Here is a 16,968-nt window from a genome sequence, read left to right as displayed (position 1 = left end):
ACGCTCCTCTCCTGGTTCCGGTGCGTTACGGCTCAGGACGGCTCGCCGGGCGCGGCGGCGTCTGCCATCGACTCGAGCATCGCGAGGCGCTCGGCGAGAGCGCTCGTGATCTTCTCGGCGAGCCGGGCGACGGTCGCCCCCTCGAACATGTCCTGTTTCGGCAGATCGACGTCGAACGCCTCCTTGATCCGCGAGAGGATCTGGATCGCCAGGAGCGAGTGGCCGCCGAGGCCGAAGAACTCGTCGTGGATGCCGATAGGCCGCCGGCCGAGCAGCTCTTCCCACTGCGAGCACACAACGCGCTCTATCTCGTCGCGAGGCCGCTCGTCGTCGCCGAGCGTCCGCTGCGGACCCCGGGAGGGCTCCAGCCGGGCGCGGCGCTGCTGCTCGGCGAGGGCCGGGAAGTCGCCCGGCGAGACCACGATCTGCTCGGGCCCGGTGAGGGCGAGGATCTGCTCGATGGCCCTCATGCCGTCTTCCGGGTCGATGCCGCGCGACGTCCTCTGCGACCGCGCGGCGAGGGCTGCTCCGGCGCCGCCGTGCACGCGCTGGAGGACGAAGCGGGTCACGTCGGCGATGACCCGCCCCTGCTCGTCGAGCAGCGTCACGTCCGCGGAGAGCACGCGGCCAGGCTCGGTCTCCTCCCGGCGCAGGCGAACATGGCTGAACAGCCTCGATGGCGTGGACGCCAGGCACACCACGCGGCCGTACCCCGCGGGCAGGTAGATCCCTCGAGGGTCGAGCACCGCGGTCACCGAGGTGGCCACGTCGAGCAGCGCCGGGTGCAAACCGACCACGGACAGGTCCGCCGCGAGCTCCGGGCGAAGACGGAGCTCGGCGAGCGCCTCGTCCTCCCCGACATGGAGCGATTCGAGGCAGTCCCAGCGAGGCCCCCACCGGAGCAAGCCGCTCGCGTTGACGGCCTCGAAGAGCTGCCGCGCGGCCGCCGGGCGGCAGCGCTGCCGGATCGCGTCGACCGGCGTGCGCTCGCGCGCCTCGTCGAGAGCGGGAGTCCAGCAGCCCGACGCGAGCCGCTCCCTGGCCTGGGCGGGGCCCTGCGCGAAGATCGTGAACTCGGTCCGCGTCCCGCTCTGCTCGCTCTCTAGACAGACGTCCTGCGGCGCCCCGTCCTCCACGCGGCACGGCGCATGGAAGCGGACCTCATGGAGCTCCACGGCGCCCATCCCCGCGAGCGTGGCCGCGGCCCGCGCCATTTCGAGCAGGGTCGTCCCGGAGACGAGCCCGGCGTGCTGCGTCCGGTGCTCCGCGACAGGCCAGTCGCGCGCCAGGCTGAACCGCTTGTGGAACGCCCGCGGCCCGGGCGCCGCGCCTTCCACCCGGTCGATCAGCGGGTGCAGCCCGCTCGGCGTCGACGTCGGACCAGGCGGCAATGGGCCTGGCCGCGTGATCCCGGCCCGCGCCGCCATACCGATCTGCTCCCAGCCGTCCCACGCGATGGCGAAGCTCGGGTTGCCGGTCGTGCTCTGGTGCGCCCCGGCGAAGGCGTCGAGGTACGCGTTCGCGGCAGCGTAGTCCGCCTGTCCGATCGCCCCGAGATGGGAGAACGTCGACGAGAACAGCACAAGGAAGGGCTGCTCTCGCTCCTGCCCGAGCTGGTCGGCGAGGTTCCGTGTCCCGGTGGTCTTCGGCGACAGCACCCGGCAGATCTCCTCGTTCGTCCGCGCCTGGAGCGGGCCGGCGCCCGGGATCCCGGCCCCGTGGAAGACGCCGTCGATTCGCCCGAAGCGGGCCCTCGCCTCCGCGAACGCGCGCGCCACGTCCCGCGGCTCGGCCACGTCCCCGGTGGCGACCGCGATCTCTGCCCCCTGCGCCGCCATGCGCTCCATCGCCTCGAGGACCTCGGCGATCGCGGCCATCGCCCCGTCGCGCTCCCGGTAGCTCGGCCAGTCCGATCGCGGCGGGAGCGGCGTCCTGCCCATCAGCACGAGCCTGGCCGACCAGGCGCGCGCGAGGTGCTCGGCAAGGCGCAGCCCGATCCCGCCGAAGGCGCCCGTGATCACGTAGACGCCCCCGCGCCGCAAGCGCGACGCCTCCGGGGCTGGCGACGGAGGGATCGCCTGGAACGCGGGGACCCAGCGCTGCTGGGCGCGCAGCAGCACGAGGTCGTGCTCCGGCTCGCCCGCGAGCTCCCGGAAGACGGCCCGCGCCCACGGCGTGGTGGTCTCCCGGTCCCGCGGCGGGATCACGTCGACGACGCGACAGCGGACGCCGGCGAGCTCGTTGCGCAGGCTGCGGCAAAGGCCGACGAGCGCGGCATGGTCCGGCGAAGGGGTCACCTCGCCGGCGATCGCGTGGGCTCCCCGGGTCACGATCGCGAGCTCGATCCCGGCCCTCGGCGGCGCGGCGCCGAGGCTCCGCGAGACGGCGCACACGCTGAGCAAGCCCCGCGGCAGGATCTCGTCAGCGCCCTTGCCCGGCTCCCCCAGCGCGCTCCACAGGTGGACGATGCGCCGGGGAAAGAGGCCTTGTCCATCGAGGGTCGAGAGCAGCGCCCGGAGATCCTCGTCGCTGTCCGGGCGCAGGGCGAACGCGAGATCGCCCGACGCGGCGAACGCCGGCCCGGGGCGGGCGGTGATCACGCGGGCGCCCGAGCCGCGGATCTGCGCTTCCAGCGCGCCCGCGGCCTCGTCTCCGTCGGTGAGGAGCAGCCACGGCCCTTCGTCCGCTGGACTGGATACCGGGGCGGCCTCGTGGAGACGGGACCAGCGGAGCCGGAACAGCCGCGCTCCTCCGGCGTCCTCCGCGCCCTCGGGGGCCGTCGTCTCCGCCGTGCTCGTGGACGGCGGAGGCACGCTGTCCTCGACCGCGTGGCGCCTCCGCTCGAAGGGGTAGGTCGGCAGCGGGACTCGGCGCGCCCGGGCGTCCGGGAACACCGCGTTCCAGCGCAGGTCGGCGCCGCGCGCCCACAGCTCGCCGGCCGCTTCGAGCAGCGCGCGCCGGCCCTTCCCGGCGTCGCCCGGCCCGGGCAGCAGCGGAACGGCCGCGCTCTCCGGGCTCCCCCCGAGCCCCGCGCGCACGAGCGAGCACAACGTCGAGCCGGGCCCGACCTCCACGAAGAGGTGCGGTCCCCCGCGCTCGAGCACCGCTCTGACCCCGTCGCCGAAGCGGACCGCGCGCCGCAGGTGATCGGCCCAGTACTGGGCGCTCCGCGCCATCGAGCCCGTCATCCACCCGCCGGTGACGTTGGAGAGAAGGGGAATCCGGGGCTCGCGCAGCGTGATCCCCGCCATGGCCCTGCGGAACTCGTCCAGGATCGGCTCGGTCGCGGCGGAGTGGAACGCGTGGGAGGTCTGGAGACGGCGTCCCTTGATCCCGCGCGCGCCGAGCTGCGCCTCGTACCTCGCGATGGCCGCCTCGGCGCCGGAGACGACGCACAGCTCCGGCCCGTTCACCGCGGCGAGCGACAGCGCGGGCGGCAGGCTCTCGAGCGCCGCCCCCTCGGACAGCGGCACCGCGAGCATCGCCCCGCTCGGCAGCGACTGCATCAACCGCGCGCGCACCGCCACCGCCCGGAGCCCGTCCTCGAGCGAGAACACCCCCGCGACGCAGGCCGCCACGAGCTCGCCGACGCTGTGCCCGAGGAGCGCGTCGGGGCGCACGCCCCACGATTCGAGCAGCCGCGCCGCCGCGTACTCGACGGCAAACAAGGCGGGCTGAGCGACCTCGGTCTCCCGGAGCTCGTCGGCCGGGCCGCTGAACAGCAGCGCTCGCAGGTCGCGGCCAAGGAGCGGCCGGAGCCTCTCGGCGCACTCATCCACCGTCTCCCGGACGATGGCGTGCTCCTCGTACAGCGAGCGGCCCATTCCAGGGTGCTGGCTCCCCTGTCCGGTGAACAGCATCACCACGCCGGCGGCGCCCGTCCGCGCCCCTCGCCCCGGCCCGGGCTGGCGCAGCCGCGCGATGGCGTCGGGCGACGAGGACGCGACGACGAAATCGCGGTGCTGGAACCTCCGCCTCCCCTCGAGCAGGGTGAAGGCCGCGTCGCGCAAGGAGATCTCCGGGTGCCCCTCGAGGTGCTCCGCGAGGCGCGATCGCACCTCCGACAGGGCCGCGTCGCTCCGGGCCGACAGCACAAGGATCTCGCTCTCTCCCGCGGGGGTCGGCTGGTAGGCGGGCCCTTCCTGGAGGACCGCGTGTACGTTCGCCCCCCCGATCCCGAACGAGCTCACGCCGGCTCGCCGAGGGCCGTTGTCCCTCGGCCAGGCGCGGAGCTCCGTGTTCACATAAAAAGGAGAGCTGTCGAAGTCGATCTCCGCGTTGGGCCGCTGATAATGGAGCGTGGCCGGGATCTGCGCGTGCCGGAGCGCCAGCACCGTCTTGATGAGCCCGACGATGCCGGCCGCCGTGTTCGAGTGGCCCACGTTCCCTTTCACAGATCCGAGGGCGCATTTGCGGAGCGGGGCGGCGGCGCGCCGGAAGGCCTGTTCCAGGGCGCGGACCTCGATCGGATCGCCCAGCGACGTGCCGGTCCCGTGCGCCTCGACGTAGCCGATGGTGTCCGGCCGGACGCCGGCCACCTCGTGCGCCATCACGATCACCGAGGCCTGCCCGTCGATGCTCGGGGCGGTGTACCCGACCTTGGCCGATCCGTCGTTGTTCGTCGCGGATCCGAGGACGATCGCGTGGATGAAGTCGCCCTGCTCGATCGCGTCCTCCAGCCGCCTCAGGACGACGACCCCGACCGCGTCGCCGAACACCGTCCCTGCGGCGTCGGCGTCGAAAGGGCGGCAGCGGCCGTCGGGAGAGCACGGCCCGCCCTTCTCGTAGAAGTACCCGCGCCGCTCCGGGAACATCACCGATGCCGCGCCCGCGATCGCCATGTCGCACTCGACGGCGCGCAGGCTCTGGCACGCTTGATGGACCGCCGCGAGCCCGGTGGAACACGCCGTCTGGACGCTGATGCTCGGGCCCTTGAGGTTGAGCTTGTACGCGACGCGCGTCGTCAAATAGTCCTTGTCGCTGGCGATAAGGAGCTGCATCGCCTCCGAGGACTCGAATTTGTGGAGCAGCGCGCGGTGGTGCGAGAGGAGATACGAGTTCATCTTCGCGCCGGCGAAGACGCCGATCCAGCCGGGGAACCGCTCGGCGTCGTAGCCTGCGCCCTCGAGCGCCTCGTACGCGCACTCGAGGAACAACCGCTGCTGCGGATCGATCCACTGCGCCTCCCGCCCGCTGTATCCGAAGAAGTCGGCGTCGAACCACTCCGGCCTGTCGAGGCAAGGTCGTGCCTTGATGTAGCTCGGGTCCCTCACCTGGGCGCGAGGGACCCCGGCGGCGAGCAGCTCCTCCTCCGTGAAGCGGGCGATGGACTCCCTGCCATCGCGCAGGTTTCTCCAGAACGCCTCCGGATCGTCCGCCTGCGGGAACCGCCCGCTCAGGCCGACGATCGCGATGGCGTCGCGCAGATCTCCGAGGTCCTGCATCGCTCACTCCTCCGGCTTGCCCTGGTGGGAGGCCCGCTCCGGCGCGAGCGCGCGCCGCTCCAGGCCTCGCTCGCGCTGCCGCCGGGCGCGCGCGGTGATGGCGTCGAACCGGCCGCTTTCTGCCGCGCCCGCGCCCGCGCCCGCGCCCGGCGCGGCCCCGGCCGCCGCGGCGTCCTCGCCTTTGGCCGAGGGGGGCGCGTTCACCCCGAGCTTCCTCAGGTAGGCCGCCTGCTGGGACACCGTCGGATGCTCGAACAGGTGCACCAGCGGAACATCGCGGTGGAAGCGCTCGCGGAGGCTGCGCGCCATGCTGACGAGCAGGAGCGAGTCGCCCCCGAGGTCGAAGAAGTTGGCGTCGTGCCCGACGTGCGGGCGCCTCAGCACCTCGGCCCAGATGCGGGCGATGGCGCTCTCCAGCCCGTCGCTCGCCACCGCGGCGGGCCTCGGCCTGGCCCGCTCCGCGCGCGGCGGCGCGTCCTCCGGGACCGGCTGCTGCGCGTGTTGCGCGCCCTCCGCCGGGCCAGGGAGCCTGTCGACGACGACCACCCTGACGGGCTGCTCCGTCCAGCGCTCTGCGATGTACGACGAGAGCGCTCGCGCGAGCCGATCGCGCGGCCGCTCCGGCCTCACCAGGGCGGAGCCGTGCGAGGGTGCGGCGCGCGTCGCGGCGTCGACCATGGCCGCCAGCGCGGCCGACTCGCGGGCCAGCGCCTCGATGGTCGTGTCCGAGTCCGAGATGGCCCCCCCGACGAGGCCGTGGATGTATTCGTAACGCGGGCCGACCTGGAAGAGGTGGGCGACCTGCGCGAAGTCGAATCCGCCCGTCTGGCAGAGGCCGAGCTGGTGATCCGGCGCCGTCGACTCGAGCAGATGGGCGATGACGCCGGCCTCCATGAGGCACAGATCCCGCGCCCGGCTGCCGTATACCGGCTCGATGGCGCCGAGATCCGCCACGAGGTACACGCTGAAGGCCGAGCTGTCGAACGCCTGCCCGTTGGGGCCCCCGTGGACCGAGCGATCGATGCGTGCGCCGGCCTGGATCGTGACCAGCTGCTCGCGCTCGGGGTGGAAATAATACGTGCCTCCGGGGACCCGCTCGATCCGATCCGGCTTCACGTACAGATACACGTGCACCGGATACAGGTTGCCCGCCGAGGCGTAGAGCTGCTTGCCGAGCGGATACCCTGGCAGCCGCACCGGAGACAGCTGCCTCAGGAAGCGCGCCAGGCGCTCGAAGGCGATGGGCTCGCTCAGGAACTGGCGATAGCTGCGCCGCCGCGCGAACGCCGAGAGCTCCTCGTCCGTGCGCGCGCGGGCGATCAGGGGGATGGCGGCCCCGGAGAGATCATCGCGCTGCGCCGGCTTGCTCAGCTTGAACTGCAGCTTCGCGATCGGATCCTGGAGCAAGGATATGTCCGAGTCCGCCGCGCCCTCCCGGGCCGTCACATACGCGACGACTCCGCCGCGCTCGCCCGCCGCGCTCTCCACCCTTGCCGCCGTGACGCTCGGGTGCTCGCGGAGCAGCTCCTCGAGCCCGGGCGCGCGCGCCGGATCGGCAAGGGCGCCCTGCCGAGGCGCGCCGACCGGCGCTTCCACGCCGGGCTCGCGCGCCGGATCCGGGAGCGCGCTGCGATCGACCTTGCCGTTGCTGGTGAGGGGGAGGCCGTGCACCTCCACGAAGGCGCTCGGCACCATGTAGTCCGGGAGCTTCGCGGCGATGAACGCCCGCAGCGCGGGAGCATCGAGCGCCCTGCCAGGGGCCGGAACGACATGGGCGATGAGCCGCTTTCCACCGCTCGCCGTGCTCCCGACCGAGACAGCGGCGCTCGCCACGTCGGGGTGCTGGAGCAGCGCGGCCTCGATCTCCTCGAGCTCGATCCTGTGCCCTTGAATCTTCACCTGGAAGTCTTCGCGTCCCAGGAACTCGATGTTCCCGTCCGGCAGACAGCGCCCCAGGTCGCCGGTCCAGTACAGCCGCTCTCCGGTCTCCGGGTGCGTCACGAAGCGCTCGCGCGTCCTCTCCTCGTCCCGCCAGTAGCCGCGCGCGAGGCCGATTCCGCCGATGTAGAGTCGCCCGGGCACCCCGTCGGGACACGGCTCCATCGCCCCGTCGAGCACGTGGAACCGCTGGTTCGCGAGCGGCTTGCCGTAAGGGATGCTCTTCCAGCTCGGATCCACGCCCGTGATCGGGTAGGCGATGGACCAGATCGACGCCTCCGTCGCCCCGCCGAGGCTCAGCACCGACGCGCCCGGGAACACCTCGCGGATGCGATCGGGCAGCGTCACGGGGATCCAGTCCCCGCTGAGGAGCACGGCGCGCAGGGGCGCGGGGGCGCCCGAGCGGAGCGCCCTGTGCTCGACGAGCATCTGCATGAGCGCCGGGACGGTGTTCCACAACGTCACGCCGTGCCGGGACATCAGCTCTTCCCAGTGGCCGGGATCGCGCAGCCGGGCCGGCTCGGGCAGCACAACCGCGCCCCCCGCCGCCCACAGGCCGAAGAGGTCGTAGACCGACAGATCGAAGGCGAGCGACGAGAGCGACAGGACACGATCCGAGGCGCTCACGCCGAGGCGCGCGTTCACGTCCGAGAGGGTGTTCACGGCGCCGCGGTGGTCGATCGCCACGCCCTTGGGCCTCCCCGTCGAGCCCGAGGTGAAGATGACGTAGGCCAGATCGTCGGGCCGCTGAACGGCCTCGAGGGGCGACTCGTCCTCTGACAGCCCGCCCGGCGCGTCCAGGGCCACGACGATCGTCCCCGCGGGCCACCGGGTTGGCTCCGCGAACCGCGCCTGGGTCAGGACGATCCGTACCTCGCCCTGCGCCAGGATTCCCCAGCTCCGCTCTCGGGGCCACGCCGGATCCACGGGAAGGTAGGCCGCTCCGGACTTGAGGACGCCGAGCGCCCCGAGCGCCTGCGCGATGCCCTTCTCGCAGGCGACGGCGACGAGCGTGTTGGGGCGCGCGCCGCGGGCCCGCAAGGCTCGGCCGAGGGCGTTGCTCTGCCGGTCGAGCTCCCCGTAGGTGATGCTCCCCTCGGGCGCGATCACCGCGGGCGACTCGCCGTCGGCCGCCGCGCTCTGGAGGAACGCCGCGTGGAGCAGCTCCTCCGGCGCGGCCCGCTGCGTCCGGTTCACCTCGGCGCGCGCCGCCTGCTGCGCGCTCGGGAGCGCGGCCCTCGCCCGCTGGAACGCCTCGTCGCCGCGCGCCATCCTGGCGAGCAGATCCAGATAGGACTCGAGCATCGCTTCGACCATCCCCTCGGGGAAGAGCGCCTCGACGACATCCCAGGAGAACACGAGGTCCCCTTGGTCCTCGGTCACCTGATGATCGAGCCACACCTGCGGCGTCTGGGTGATCATGAAGACCTCCTCGCCGAGCCAGGAGAACAGCGACTGCGGCTCGGCCCCTCCCTGGCCGAGCAGGCTCGTGAACACCACGGGGACGCTCGGCGCGCGCGCCTGGCGGAGCGCCGGGATCGCCCCCGCGCGCCGGTGCTCGATCGCCCTCCAGATCTGGTCCTGGGTGGCGCGGGCCAGCTCGGAGACCCCCCTGTGCCGGCCCACGTCGAAGCCGAGGAGCACCACCGTCGTGAAATCGCCGACGATCTCCGGGACGTCCTCGTGCAGCGGCGGACGCTCGAACGACGTCAGCGTGAGCGAGAACTCCGGGCGTGCGCTCCACTTCCCGAGCACCTGCGCGAACGCCGCGAGGACGACGGCCGAGGGCGTGAGGCGGCTCGACTTCGCCCGGCTCTTCAGCGATCCCCACGCGGATCGGTCGAGGCGCCCCCTGTGCCGCACGAACCGGGGCGGCGTGACGTCTCGAGGCTGCCTGGCGAGCGGCAGGTCGGGCGCGGGCGGGAGGCTCGCCACGCGCTCGCGCCAGTACGCGAGCGAGCGCTCGTGATCCGGTGTCTGTCGATGGCGCTCCGCGTCGACGATGCAGTCCCGGAAGGTCACGCCGAGCGGCGGGGGCTCGAGCTCGGGCTGCTCGTAGAAGCGCTCCAGATCGCGCGAGACGATCCCGCAGCTCCAGGCGTCGAGCGCGAGGAGATCCAGGTTGATGTGCACGCGGCGCCGGCCGCCCGGCAGGAGCGACACGCCCACGTCGAACAGGGGCCATTCCATGGGCGCGAACACGCGGTGGGACAGCCGATGACGGATGTCGTCGAGCGCCCGGCCGGCGTCGGCAGGCGACTTCGCGCGGAGGTCCCAGATCTTCGGCTCGAAGCGGGGCACCGTCCGCTGCACCCGCTGGAGCCCGTCTCCGGTGAACACGGCCCGGAGCATCCCGTGCCGTGTGATGACCCGGTTCCACGCCCGCGCGAAGCGCTCGAGATCCAGCCCATCACACTCCCGCTCGAGGTAGCCGTGACAGCCGACGCCCCCGAGGTCGAAGGCGCTCTCGCGCCCGACCAGATACGCCCGTTGAACGTCGGTCTGGGGAAAGGAATCTCCCGGGTCGTCGTCGCCCGGGCTGATGGCGCGGGACTCCGCCTCACGGCCGCCCGGCGAGGGCGGCTCGGCGAGCAGGCGCGCGAGCTCGGTCAACGTGATCCCCTCGATCAAGCTCACCGGCGAGATCTGCCTGCCGCTCTGCCCGGCGATGCGCTCCGCGAGCTGGATCGCCTTGACCGACTCGAGCCCGATCTCGACGAGCGGCACGTCCCAGCGCAGCTGCGCGGCGTCCACCTGGAGGATCTCTCCCACGAGCGCCCCGAGGCGCGCGGTACAGCTCGCTCCGTCGGGCTGCGCGCCTCCCGCCGCGGAGGCCCCGTCCTGGGCCGCGGCCGCGCCCGGCGCGCCGTCGCGCGCCGTCGCGCCGTGGAACACGCCGAGGATCTCCAGCTCACCGCGCAAGAAAGCCGCCTTGCACGCCCTCCGCTGCACTTTCCCGCTCGTGGTCTTGGGGAGGCGCCGCGGGGGGAGGAGCACGACCGCGTGTACCGGCAGCCCGAACTGCTGCGCCACGGCGCGCCGAGCGGCGCGCGCGAGCGCCTCGAGATCGAGCCCGCGCTGCCCGCGCTTGATCTCCTGGCAGACGACGATCGCCTCCGGCTCCTCGACAGGGAGGCTCAGCCCGTCCGCGAGGCCCACGGAGAAGGCGGCTCCCCCGTCGGGGGCAAAGGCCTCATGGGCGGAGCTCACCGCGAGCTCGATGTCCTGCGGATAGTAATTGCGCCCCCGGACGATGATGACGTCCTTGAGCCGCCCTGTGATGAACAGCTCCCCATCCTGCAAGAACCCGAGATCGCCGGTTCGCAGGAAGCGCAGGTCGCCTGCCTCGCGCAACCGGGCGCCGAACGAGGCGCTCGTCGCCTCCGGGTTCTTCCAGTAGCCGCTCACGACCGCGCTGCCTTCGACCCACACCTCGCCTACCTGCAGATCCGGCGCGGGCTCTCCGCTGGCTGGATCGACGATCGCGACGCGCGTGCCGGGCAGCGGCCGGCCGCAGCTCACGAGCTCCTGTGCGTCGGACTCCGCGGCGGAGCAGGCGCGCACCCGCCCTCGTTGCAGCTCCGTGGAGCTCACCTTGACGACGCGCGGCGGGCGCCTCGGCGAGACGCTGACCCCCAGCGTCGCCTCGGCAAGGCCATAAGAGGGTCGCAGCGCGTCGGGCCGGAATCCGCTCGGCGCGAAGGCCGCGGCGAACCGCGCGAGGGTCCCCGCGCGGACGGGCTCGGCCCCGTTGATCACCGTCTTCCAGGCGGAGAGATCGAGCCGGGAGCGCTGCTCTGGGGTCGAGCTCGTCACGCAGAGATCGAAGGCGAAGTTCGGAGCCGCGCTGTGGTGGCCGCGGTGGCGCGACAGCGCCTCGAGCCAGCGCATGGGCCGGAAGATGAACGACGCCGGAGGCATGCTGTAGCACCTCCCGCCCACGAAGAGCGGCAGCATGATCCCGTGGATCAGCCCCAGATCGTGGAAGTGGGGCAGCCAGCTGACGAAGGTGTCGCCGCGCTCGATCCCGAACCCCTCGGCGAGCATGCGGCAGTTCGAAAGGACGTTGCGATGGCTGACCATCACGCCCTTGGGGCTGGAGGTCGATCCGGAGGTGTATTGCAGGTACGCGACGTCGTCTGTCGTGCCGCGCGCGGCGCGCGTGCCTTGCGCGGCGCCCGCGCGTCCGGCGCACGAGGAGCACTCCTCCAGCGTGTGAACGGCGAGCCCGGAGCGCGAGGTCGACGCGCTCCGCTCCCGCGGCGTGGGTTCCGCGGCGAGCGCGCACGCAGGGGCACAGTCGGCCGTGATGGCGTCGAACCGAGACTCCACCTGATTCGGCCGCGGACGCGAGGTGGGGACAGCCACCATGTCCGCCAGCAGGCAGCCGAAGAACGCCTCGACGAACTCGAGCCCGGGGGGGAACAGGAGGAGGACGCGGCTCTTCGGAGGATAGTGCGCGCGGAGGAAGGCGGCGATCGTTCGAGCGCGGTCGTGGAGCGCGGCGAACGAGAGCGCCGCCGTCTCCTCCTCGCCTTCGTGGAGATGGATGTACGCGGGCGCGTCGCCGAGCTCTTCCGCGCGGCGAGCGAGCAGCTCAGGCAGTGACGTTATCGTGCTCCGAGGCCCAGACAAATCATCCTGTGCGGCGCTGGGCGCACGCCCAGAAAAAGTCATGCCAAGTGTCACGAACGGTTCCTTTCGGTGCAAGCGCGCAAGACCACCTGCGCGCGCCCAGGCGCTTCACCCATTGAATCGAGGCATGCGGCCCGCAGCGCATCGAAGGCTTTGCGGGAGATGCAGGGGGCGCCAATGGTCGAGATGATCCACCGGGCTCGGCGCTCGCGCCGCTGCGAGCCCGAGAGGATCGTGGGTTATGGGGAACGCTCGAGCAACGGGGCAGGTCATGCCACGAAGGAGAGGCCTTGTCTAGCCCACCAATCGACGGGACATGCCGTCCCCTGGCGGTGCGCAAGGAGCCGGTGCCGTGGTGATGCGCGAGGCGCGCTCACTCCATGATCGCCGCGCAGGGATCCAATTGTGAAATAGTGTTATTTATTGTTTAGAACGACGCCGGGCGGTGGGGCCGGTCGCATCAAGCGATCTCAAGCTGGAGCTGTTGCAAACTGGCGAACGGTCCGCGCGGCGCTCAGGCTTACTGTGGTGCCCGCGTTGATCGCTGATGACACGCACCGTGCGTGGCGAGCGGAAGCGTCGGTAGATCCAGTGCGTCGGACCAGGCTGGCCGTGCTCCGGAAGCAGGGCTGATCGGATCTCTTCGTGGCGCGCGACGGGCGCGTCGTCCACGAAGAGTCCGCGCGCGTTCATGCCTACGGAACGGCGCATCGCTCATGGAGTCTCTTCTCTTGTCGGCGGGCGCCGCCGTGCCCGCGGGCCGCGCCCGCCCGCTGCGGGTGCCCCGCGCGGTCCCTCGCGCGCCAGCGCTCACGCATCAGCTCGTCGAGCGGGCGTGCAGGGCGACGCAGCACGTCCGATCTGAGCCGTTGCGGCGGGGGCCGGCCATCTTAGAGGCTACCCGATGTCCGCGCACCTCCGCGTCGTTCGAGAGCCCCGTCCACCGGACCGCCCTGCCGGCGCGCAGCTCACCGCACCCGACATCCTGCGCAGGCGCCGCTGGCTCGACGGCGCCCACGCCGGGCTCGCGGCGACGCTCGCCCATGGGGCCGATTGAGGTATCCGTTCGGCAGCCTGCGCGCTGGAATCAGCCTGCGCCCGCGGAGGTCGTGGCCGCCACGCCGGCGCCGCCCGCGCTCGCCGGGAGCGCGCGCCGTGGCGAGCTCGATCTGCTGCGCGCTCGTCGCGTTCCTGGCGTTCTGCGCGCTCGCGGCGCCGTGCTCCGCCGACGACGCGCCGCCGATCACGGTCGTCGCCGGCGCGCGCGGGGCGCTGGCGTACCGGCTCTCGCAGGAGCTCGGAGCGGCGGGCCTGAAGGTACGGGTCGAAGCGAGCCCGGCGGCGGCTGGTTCCGGCGGGCTGCTCATCGTCATCCCCGAAGGCGACGAGGGAGCCATCGAGATCTGGTCGGAATCGGGCGGGCGCGCGGACCTTGTCGCGAGCGTTGCGCCCGACGGCCCGCTCGACACCCGGGTGCTCCGCGCGGCGGAGCTGGTGCGGGCGCTCCGGTCGACGGCCGGGGTCCCCGCCGGAGCCGTCGGACCGGAGCCGTCGGCCGTCGCGCCGGCTCCGGTCCAGCCCTCTCCCGTCGCGCCTCCTGCCGCGTTGCCCGGTGAGGCGTGGCGGAGCCCGCCGGTCCGCGCCTGGGCGCCGCCCTCGCCGCCGTTCGCGGTGCCCGCGGCGTCCAGGGCCCCGCCCGTCGAGGTCGGCGTCGCGATCGCCGTGGGATGGCAGGCGCCTGGCGCCTCGCTGGCGCTCGACGCCTCGCTCCGGATCTGGCCCTCGGCCCGGATCGGCGCCGGGCTCCTGGCGGACCTGGCGGTCATCGGTCCGGAGCTCGCGGCGTCGGAAGGCAAGGTTCGCTTTCGCTCCTCGCTCTTCGGCGCCGAGCTCGCCCTCGCGCCCATCGCGAGGAGCCGTCGGTTCGGACTCGTCCTCTCCCCCGGGGTGGGTCTCGGTTACGTGATCGCGTCCGGCGATGCGAGACCGCCCTATATCGACAGCGACGAGTCCACGTTCACCGCCCTCGTGTATGGGCGAGGCGAGGCGCGTTTCCGGCTCATCGACTCCGTTTATCTCACGGCGGGCGCGGTCGGCGGCGCGTCGATCCCGCCTGTCGACGTCCGGCTCGCAGGACGGGTGATCTCGACGTTCAGCCCGCTCGCGTCGTTCTCGCTCGGGGTCGTCGTCCAGCGGTGAGCCGCCGCCACGACCAGCGGCCATTCATAGGAGCAAGCCACGCCCACTTCCTCAATCGAGATCGGAGAGGCCTCCTTGAAACAGCTCCTCGTACCTGGATGCACCGTGCTCATGACGCTCGTCGCCGCGTGCGACAGAATCCCGCTCGATCCCATACGCGATGATGACGCCGGAGGTGGCGCGACGGGAGAGGGCGGTGCCGGCGGCAGCGGCGCCGGCGCCAGCGGCAGCGGCGGTGCCGGCGGCAGCGGCGGCGGCGGTGCCGGCGCCAGCGGCGGCGCAGGCGGCAGCGACGCCGCCGTCGGCAGCGGCGGCGCAGGAGCCGGCGGCGCCGTCGGCAGCGGCGACTCTCTGTGGAGCCGGCACTTCGCCGCGAACCCACGCCAACCCTTGGTCTGGGCGGGCAGCCGCATCGCCGTGGACGAGGCCGGCAACCTCGTCGTCGCGACGGCGGTCGCCGATGGTGTCGACTTCGGCGACGGTCCGCTCTCGACCGGGGGCAACCTGGTCTTCGCCCTCGCGAAATTCGACGACGAAGGAGAGCACCTCTGGCACAAGGAATTCTCCGGTTCCGTCTACCCCCGTGACGTCGCGGTCAACCAGGCGGGCCTCATCGCCACGACGGGGGTGTATTACGGGACGGGCGTCGACTTCGGAGGTGGGTTGCTGGTGGGGCAGGAGTCGGGCAGCGACGCCTTCGTGGCCGTCTTCACGGCAGACGGAGAACACGTCTGGTCGGCTCGAATCGGCGTCGAGGGTGATCAATGGGCGGACAGCCTCGCCATGGATGCAGCCGGCAACGTCGTCGTGGCAGGGACGTTCACGGGCCAGATCAGCGTCTGCGGCGCCTCGCTGACAAGCGTCGGTGACATGGACTCGTTCATCGCCAAATTCGACCCTGCGGGGAGCTGCCTCTGGAGTAAGCAGCTCGGTTACACGGAGATCCACAACGTCGCCCTCGACGCCTCGGGCAGCGTCGTTCTCGCCGGCAGCTTCGGCGACTATTTTGCCGAGGCGATCGATCTCGGCGGTGGGCCGCTGACCACCGCGGGCAGCGAGGATATCTTCGTGGCGAAGCTCGATGCTGCCGGTGAGCACGTCTGGAGCAAGCGGTTCGGCGACGCGTCGCTCCAGAGGGCGTACGGCGTCGCGGTGGACGGCCCTGGAAACGTCGTCATCAGCGGGACGTTCCTCGGGAGCGTGGATTTCGGCGCAGGTCCGCTGGTGAGCGCAGGAGGGTACGGTCCTCTCGAGCCCGGCTCTGTCACGTGGGGCGGCAACGCCTTCGTGACCAAGCTGAACCCGGCAGGCGAGCTCCTCTGGGCCAAGCGCCTCGGGCAGCACGGACCACAGGCGGCGCTGGACGTCGCGACGACCGTGGACGGCGAGCTCGCGATCACCGGCCTGGCGTACGGCGACGTCGACCTCGGCACGGGCCTGATGGACTGCACCTACGGCGATGCCTTCGTCGCGAAGCTCGATGCGACGGGCACGGTCCGCTGGGTGAAGCACACCGGCGGCAGGGGGCAACAGTACGGCTATTCCACGGCCATGGACGCGACCGGCGAGGTGTACGCCGCCGGGCCGTTCCTCGGCACCATCGACTTCGGCACGGGGCCGCTCGTGGCTCCGACGTCCACCCGGGCTATTTTCCTCGCGAAGTTCGGCCGCTGAGGCCGCGGACGGCGGTCCGCGAGACGGCGCTCAGCGCAGGCAGGCGCCGAGCCATCGCGCGGCGTTCTGTCCGAGGGCGGGGCCCAGGAGCTCGGGGGGCAGGTGAAGGCCCTGATAGGTGCCGATGGTGCGGGCCGATTGATGATCGGCGGTTTGACGAAAGAAGCGAAAATTGTCCTCTTTCAAGAGACCCATGTTCGACTCCACCTGCAGGTCCCACAGCTCCTTGGACATGGGGTCCAGCCCGCTTGTCACAAGGTCGGTCCCGAACAGGAAGCGCTCGGGCCAGCGAGAGAACAGCCTGAGGAGCTGGGCGCGCTCCCGCTCGAGGCTCGCGAACCCCTCTGTCGCCGGGCCGGCAGAGCCATGGCTCGTATCCACGAGGAGGCGCGGAAACGCCTGCATCAGCGACTCCATGCGCGCGAGGTCGGTGCGGCTGCCGCAGAGGTGCGCGCACACGAGCCGAAGGTCGGGGAAGGCGCGCAGGACCGCCTCGAGCTCGCTCCTGTAACGGACGGTGTTGGCATGAAGGAGAACTGGGAGCTCCTGATCCGCGAGCGCCTGCCACATCGCCTGGTGCGAGGGGTCGTCGAGCGGACGCTCATGGAAGAGGTTGTGCCCCTGGTAGAGCTTCACGCCGCAGGCGCCTCGGCGGCGCAGCTCGGCGAGGTACGCGAGGTCGTCGTGACCCAGATCCAGGGTGACGAAGGGAATGAGCTTTCCGCGGTGAGCCGCTGCGGCGTCGAGGACGACATCGTTGCCTGCGCGGTAGCCCGAGAGGCCAGAGCCGCCGCGGCCGCTGGTCAGGTCCGGGCTCGCCAGGACGACGGCGCGATCGATGTGGTGCTTGGCCATGTGCGCGAGCAAGGGGGCCACCGCGTTGGCCTCCGTCAGGTGCACATGGATGTCGATGACCTCCTGGCGGGCCGGCGGAGCCGGCGACGAACGGCACCCCAGGACGGCGGCGAGCGCAGCGCCCCACGCGATGCTCCGGAAGCGAGCCCCGCGGACAGCGCGCGAGCGCATCGAATGAGGGCGATGAGAACGGCGGCGACCACCAGAGCGATGAGAGGCGATT

6 protein-coding genes are annotated in these 16,968 nt (G+C 72.1%); 3 read left to right on the top strand and 3 right to left on the bottom strand.

The window, feature by feature from the left end; all coding sequences use genetic code 11:
• Nucleotides 1-32: 32 nt before the first annotated feature.
• Both WME90_RS36600 and WME90_RS36595 read right to left on the bottom strand, forming a co-directional pair.
• Nucleotides 33-5,444 (bottom strand): SDR family NAD(P)-dependent oxidoreductase, encoded by a 5,412-nt coding sequence (locus tag WME90_RS36600; RefSeq protein WP_437276701.1) that lies wholly within the window; start codon nt 5,442-5,444, stop codon nt 33-35.
• A gap of 3 nt (nt 5,445-5,447) precedes the next feature.
• Entirely contained in the window at nt 5,448-12,017 is a 6,570-nt protein-coding gene (locus tag WME90_RS36595; protein ID WP_437276700.1) for an amino acid adenylation domain-containing protein, read from the bottom strand.
• 904 nt (nt 12,018-12,921) lie between these two features.
• Here WME90_RS36595 and WME90_RS36590 point away from each other — a divergent pair.
• The 3 genes from WME90_RS36590 to WME90_RS36580 all read left to right on the top strand — a co-directional run bounded on the left by WME90_RS36590 (nt 12,922) and on the right by WME90_RS36580 (nt 15,890).
• On the top strand, nt 12,922-13,074 hold the full coding sequence (locus WME90_RS36590) for a hypothetical protein (RefSeq protein WP_437276699.1): 153 nt from the start codon (nt 12,922-12,924) through the stop codon (nt 13,072-13,074).
• A 98-nt stretch (nt 13,075-13,172) separates the two neighbouring features.
• Complete coding sequence (locus tag WME90_RS36585) at nt 13,173-14,216, top strand: hypothetical protein (RefSeq protein ID WP_437276698.1); 1,044 nt, start codon at nt 13,173-13,175, stop codon at nt 14,214-14,216.
• 75 nt (nt 14,217-14,291) lie between these two features.
• Nucleotides 14,292-15,890, top strand: a complete 1,599-nt coding sequence (locus WME90_RS36580) for a hypothetical protein (protein WP_437276697.1) — start codon at nt 14,292-14,294, stop codon at nt 15,888-15,890.
• A 30-nt stretch (nt 15,891-15,920) separates the two neighbouring features.
• On the opposite strand, the gene WME90_RS36575 is transcribed toward WME90_RS36580, so the two are convergent.
• Nucleotides 15,921-16,916 (bottom strand): amidohydrolase family protein, encoded by a 996-nt coding sequence (locus WME90_RS36575; RefSeq protein WP_437276696.1) that lies wholly within the window; start codon nt 16,914-16,916, stop codon nt 15,921-15,923.
• Between the last annotated feature and the right edge of the window lie 52 nt (nt 16,917-16,968).

It is taken from the genome of Sorangium sp. So ce375, assembly GCF_051473855.1.
Classification (GTDB): Bacteria; Myxococcota_A; Polyangia; order Polyangiales; family Polyangiaceae; genus Sorangium.
This window is presented reverse-complemented; position numbering and strand designations above follow the sequence as displayed.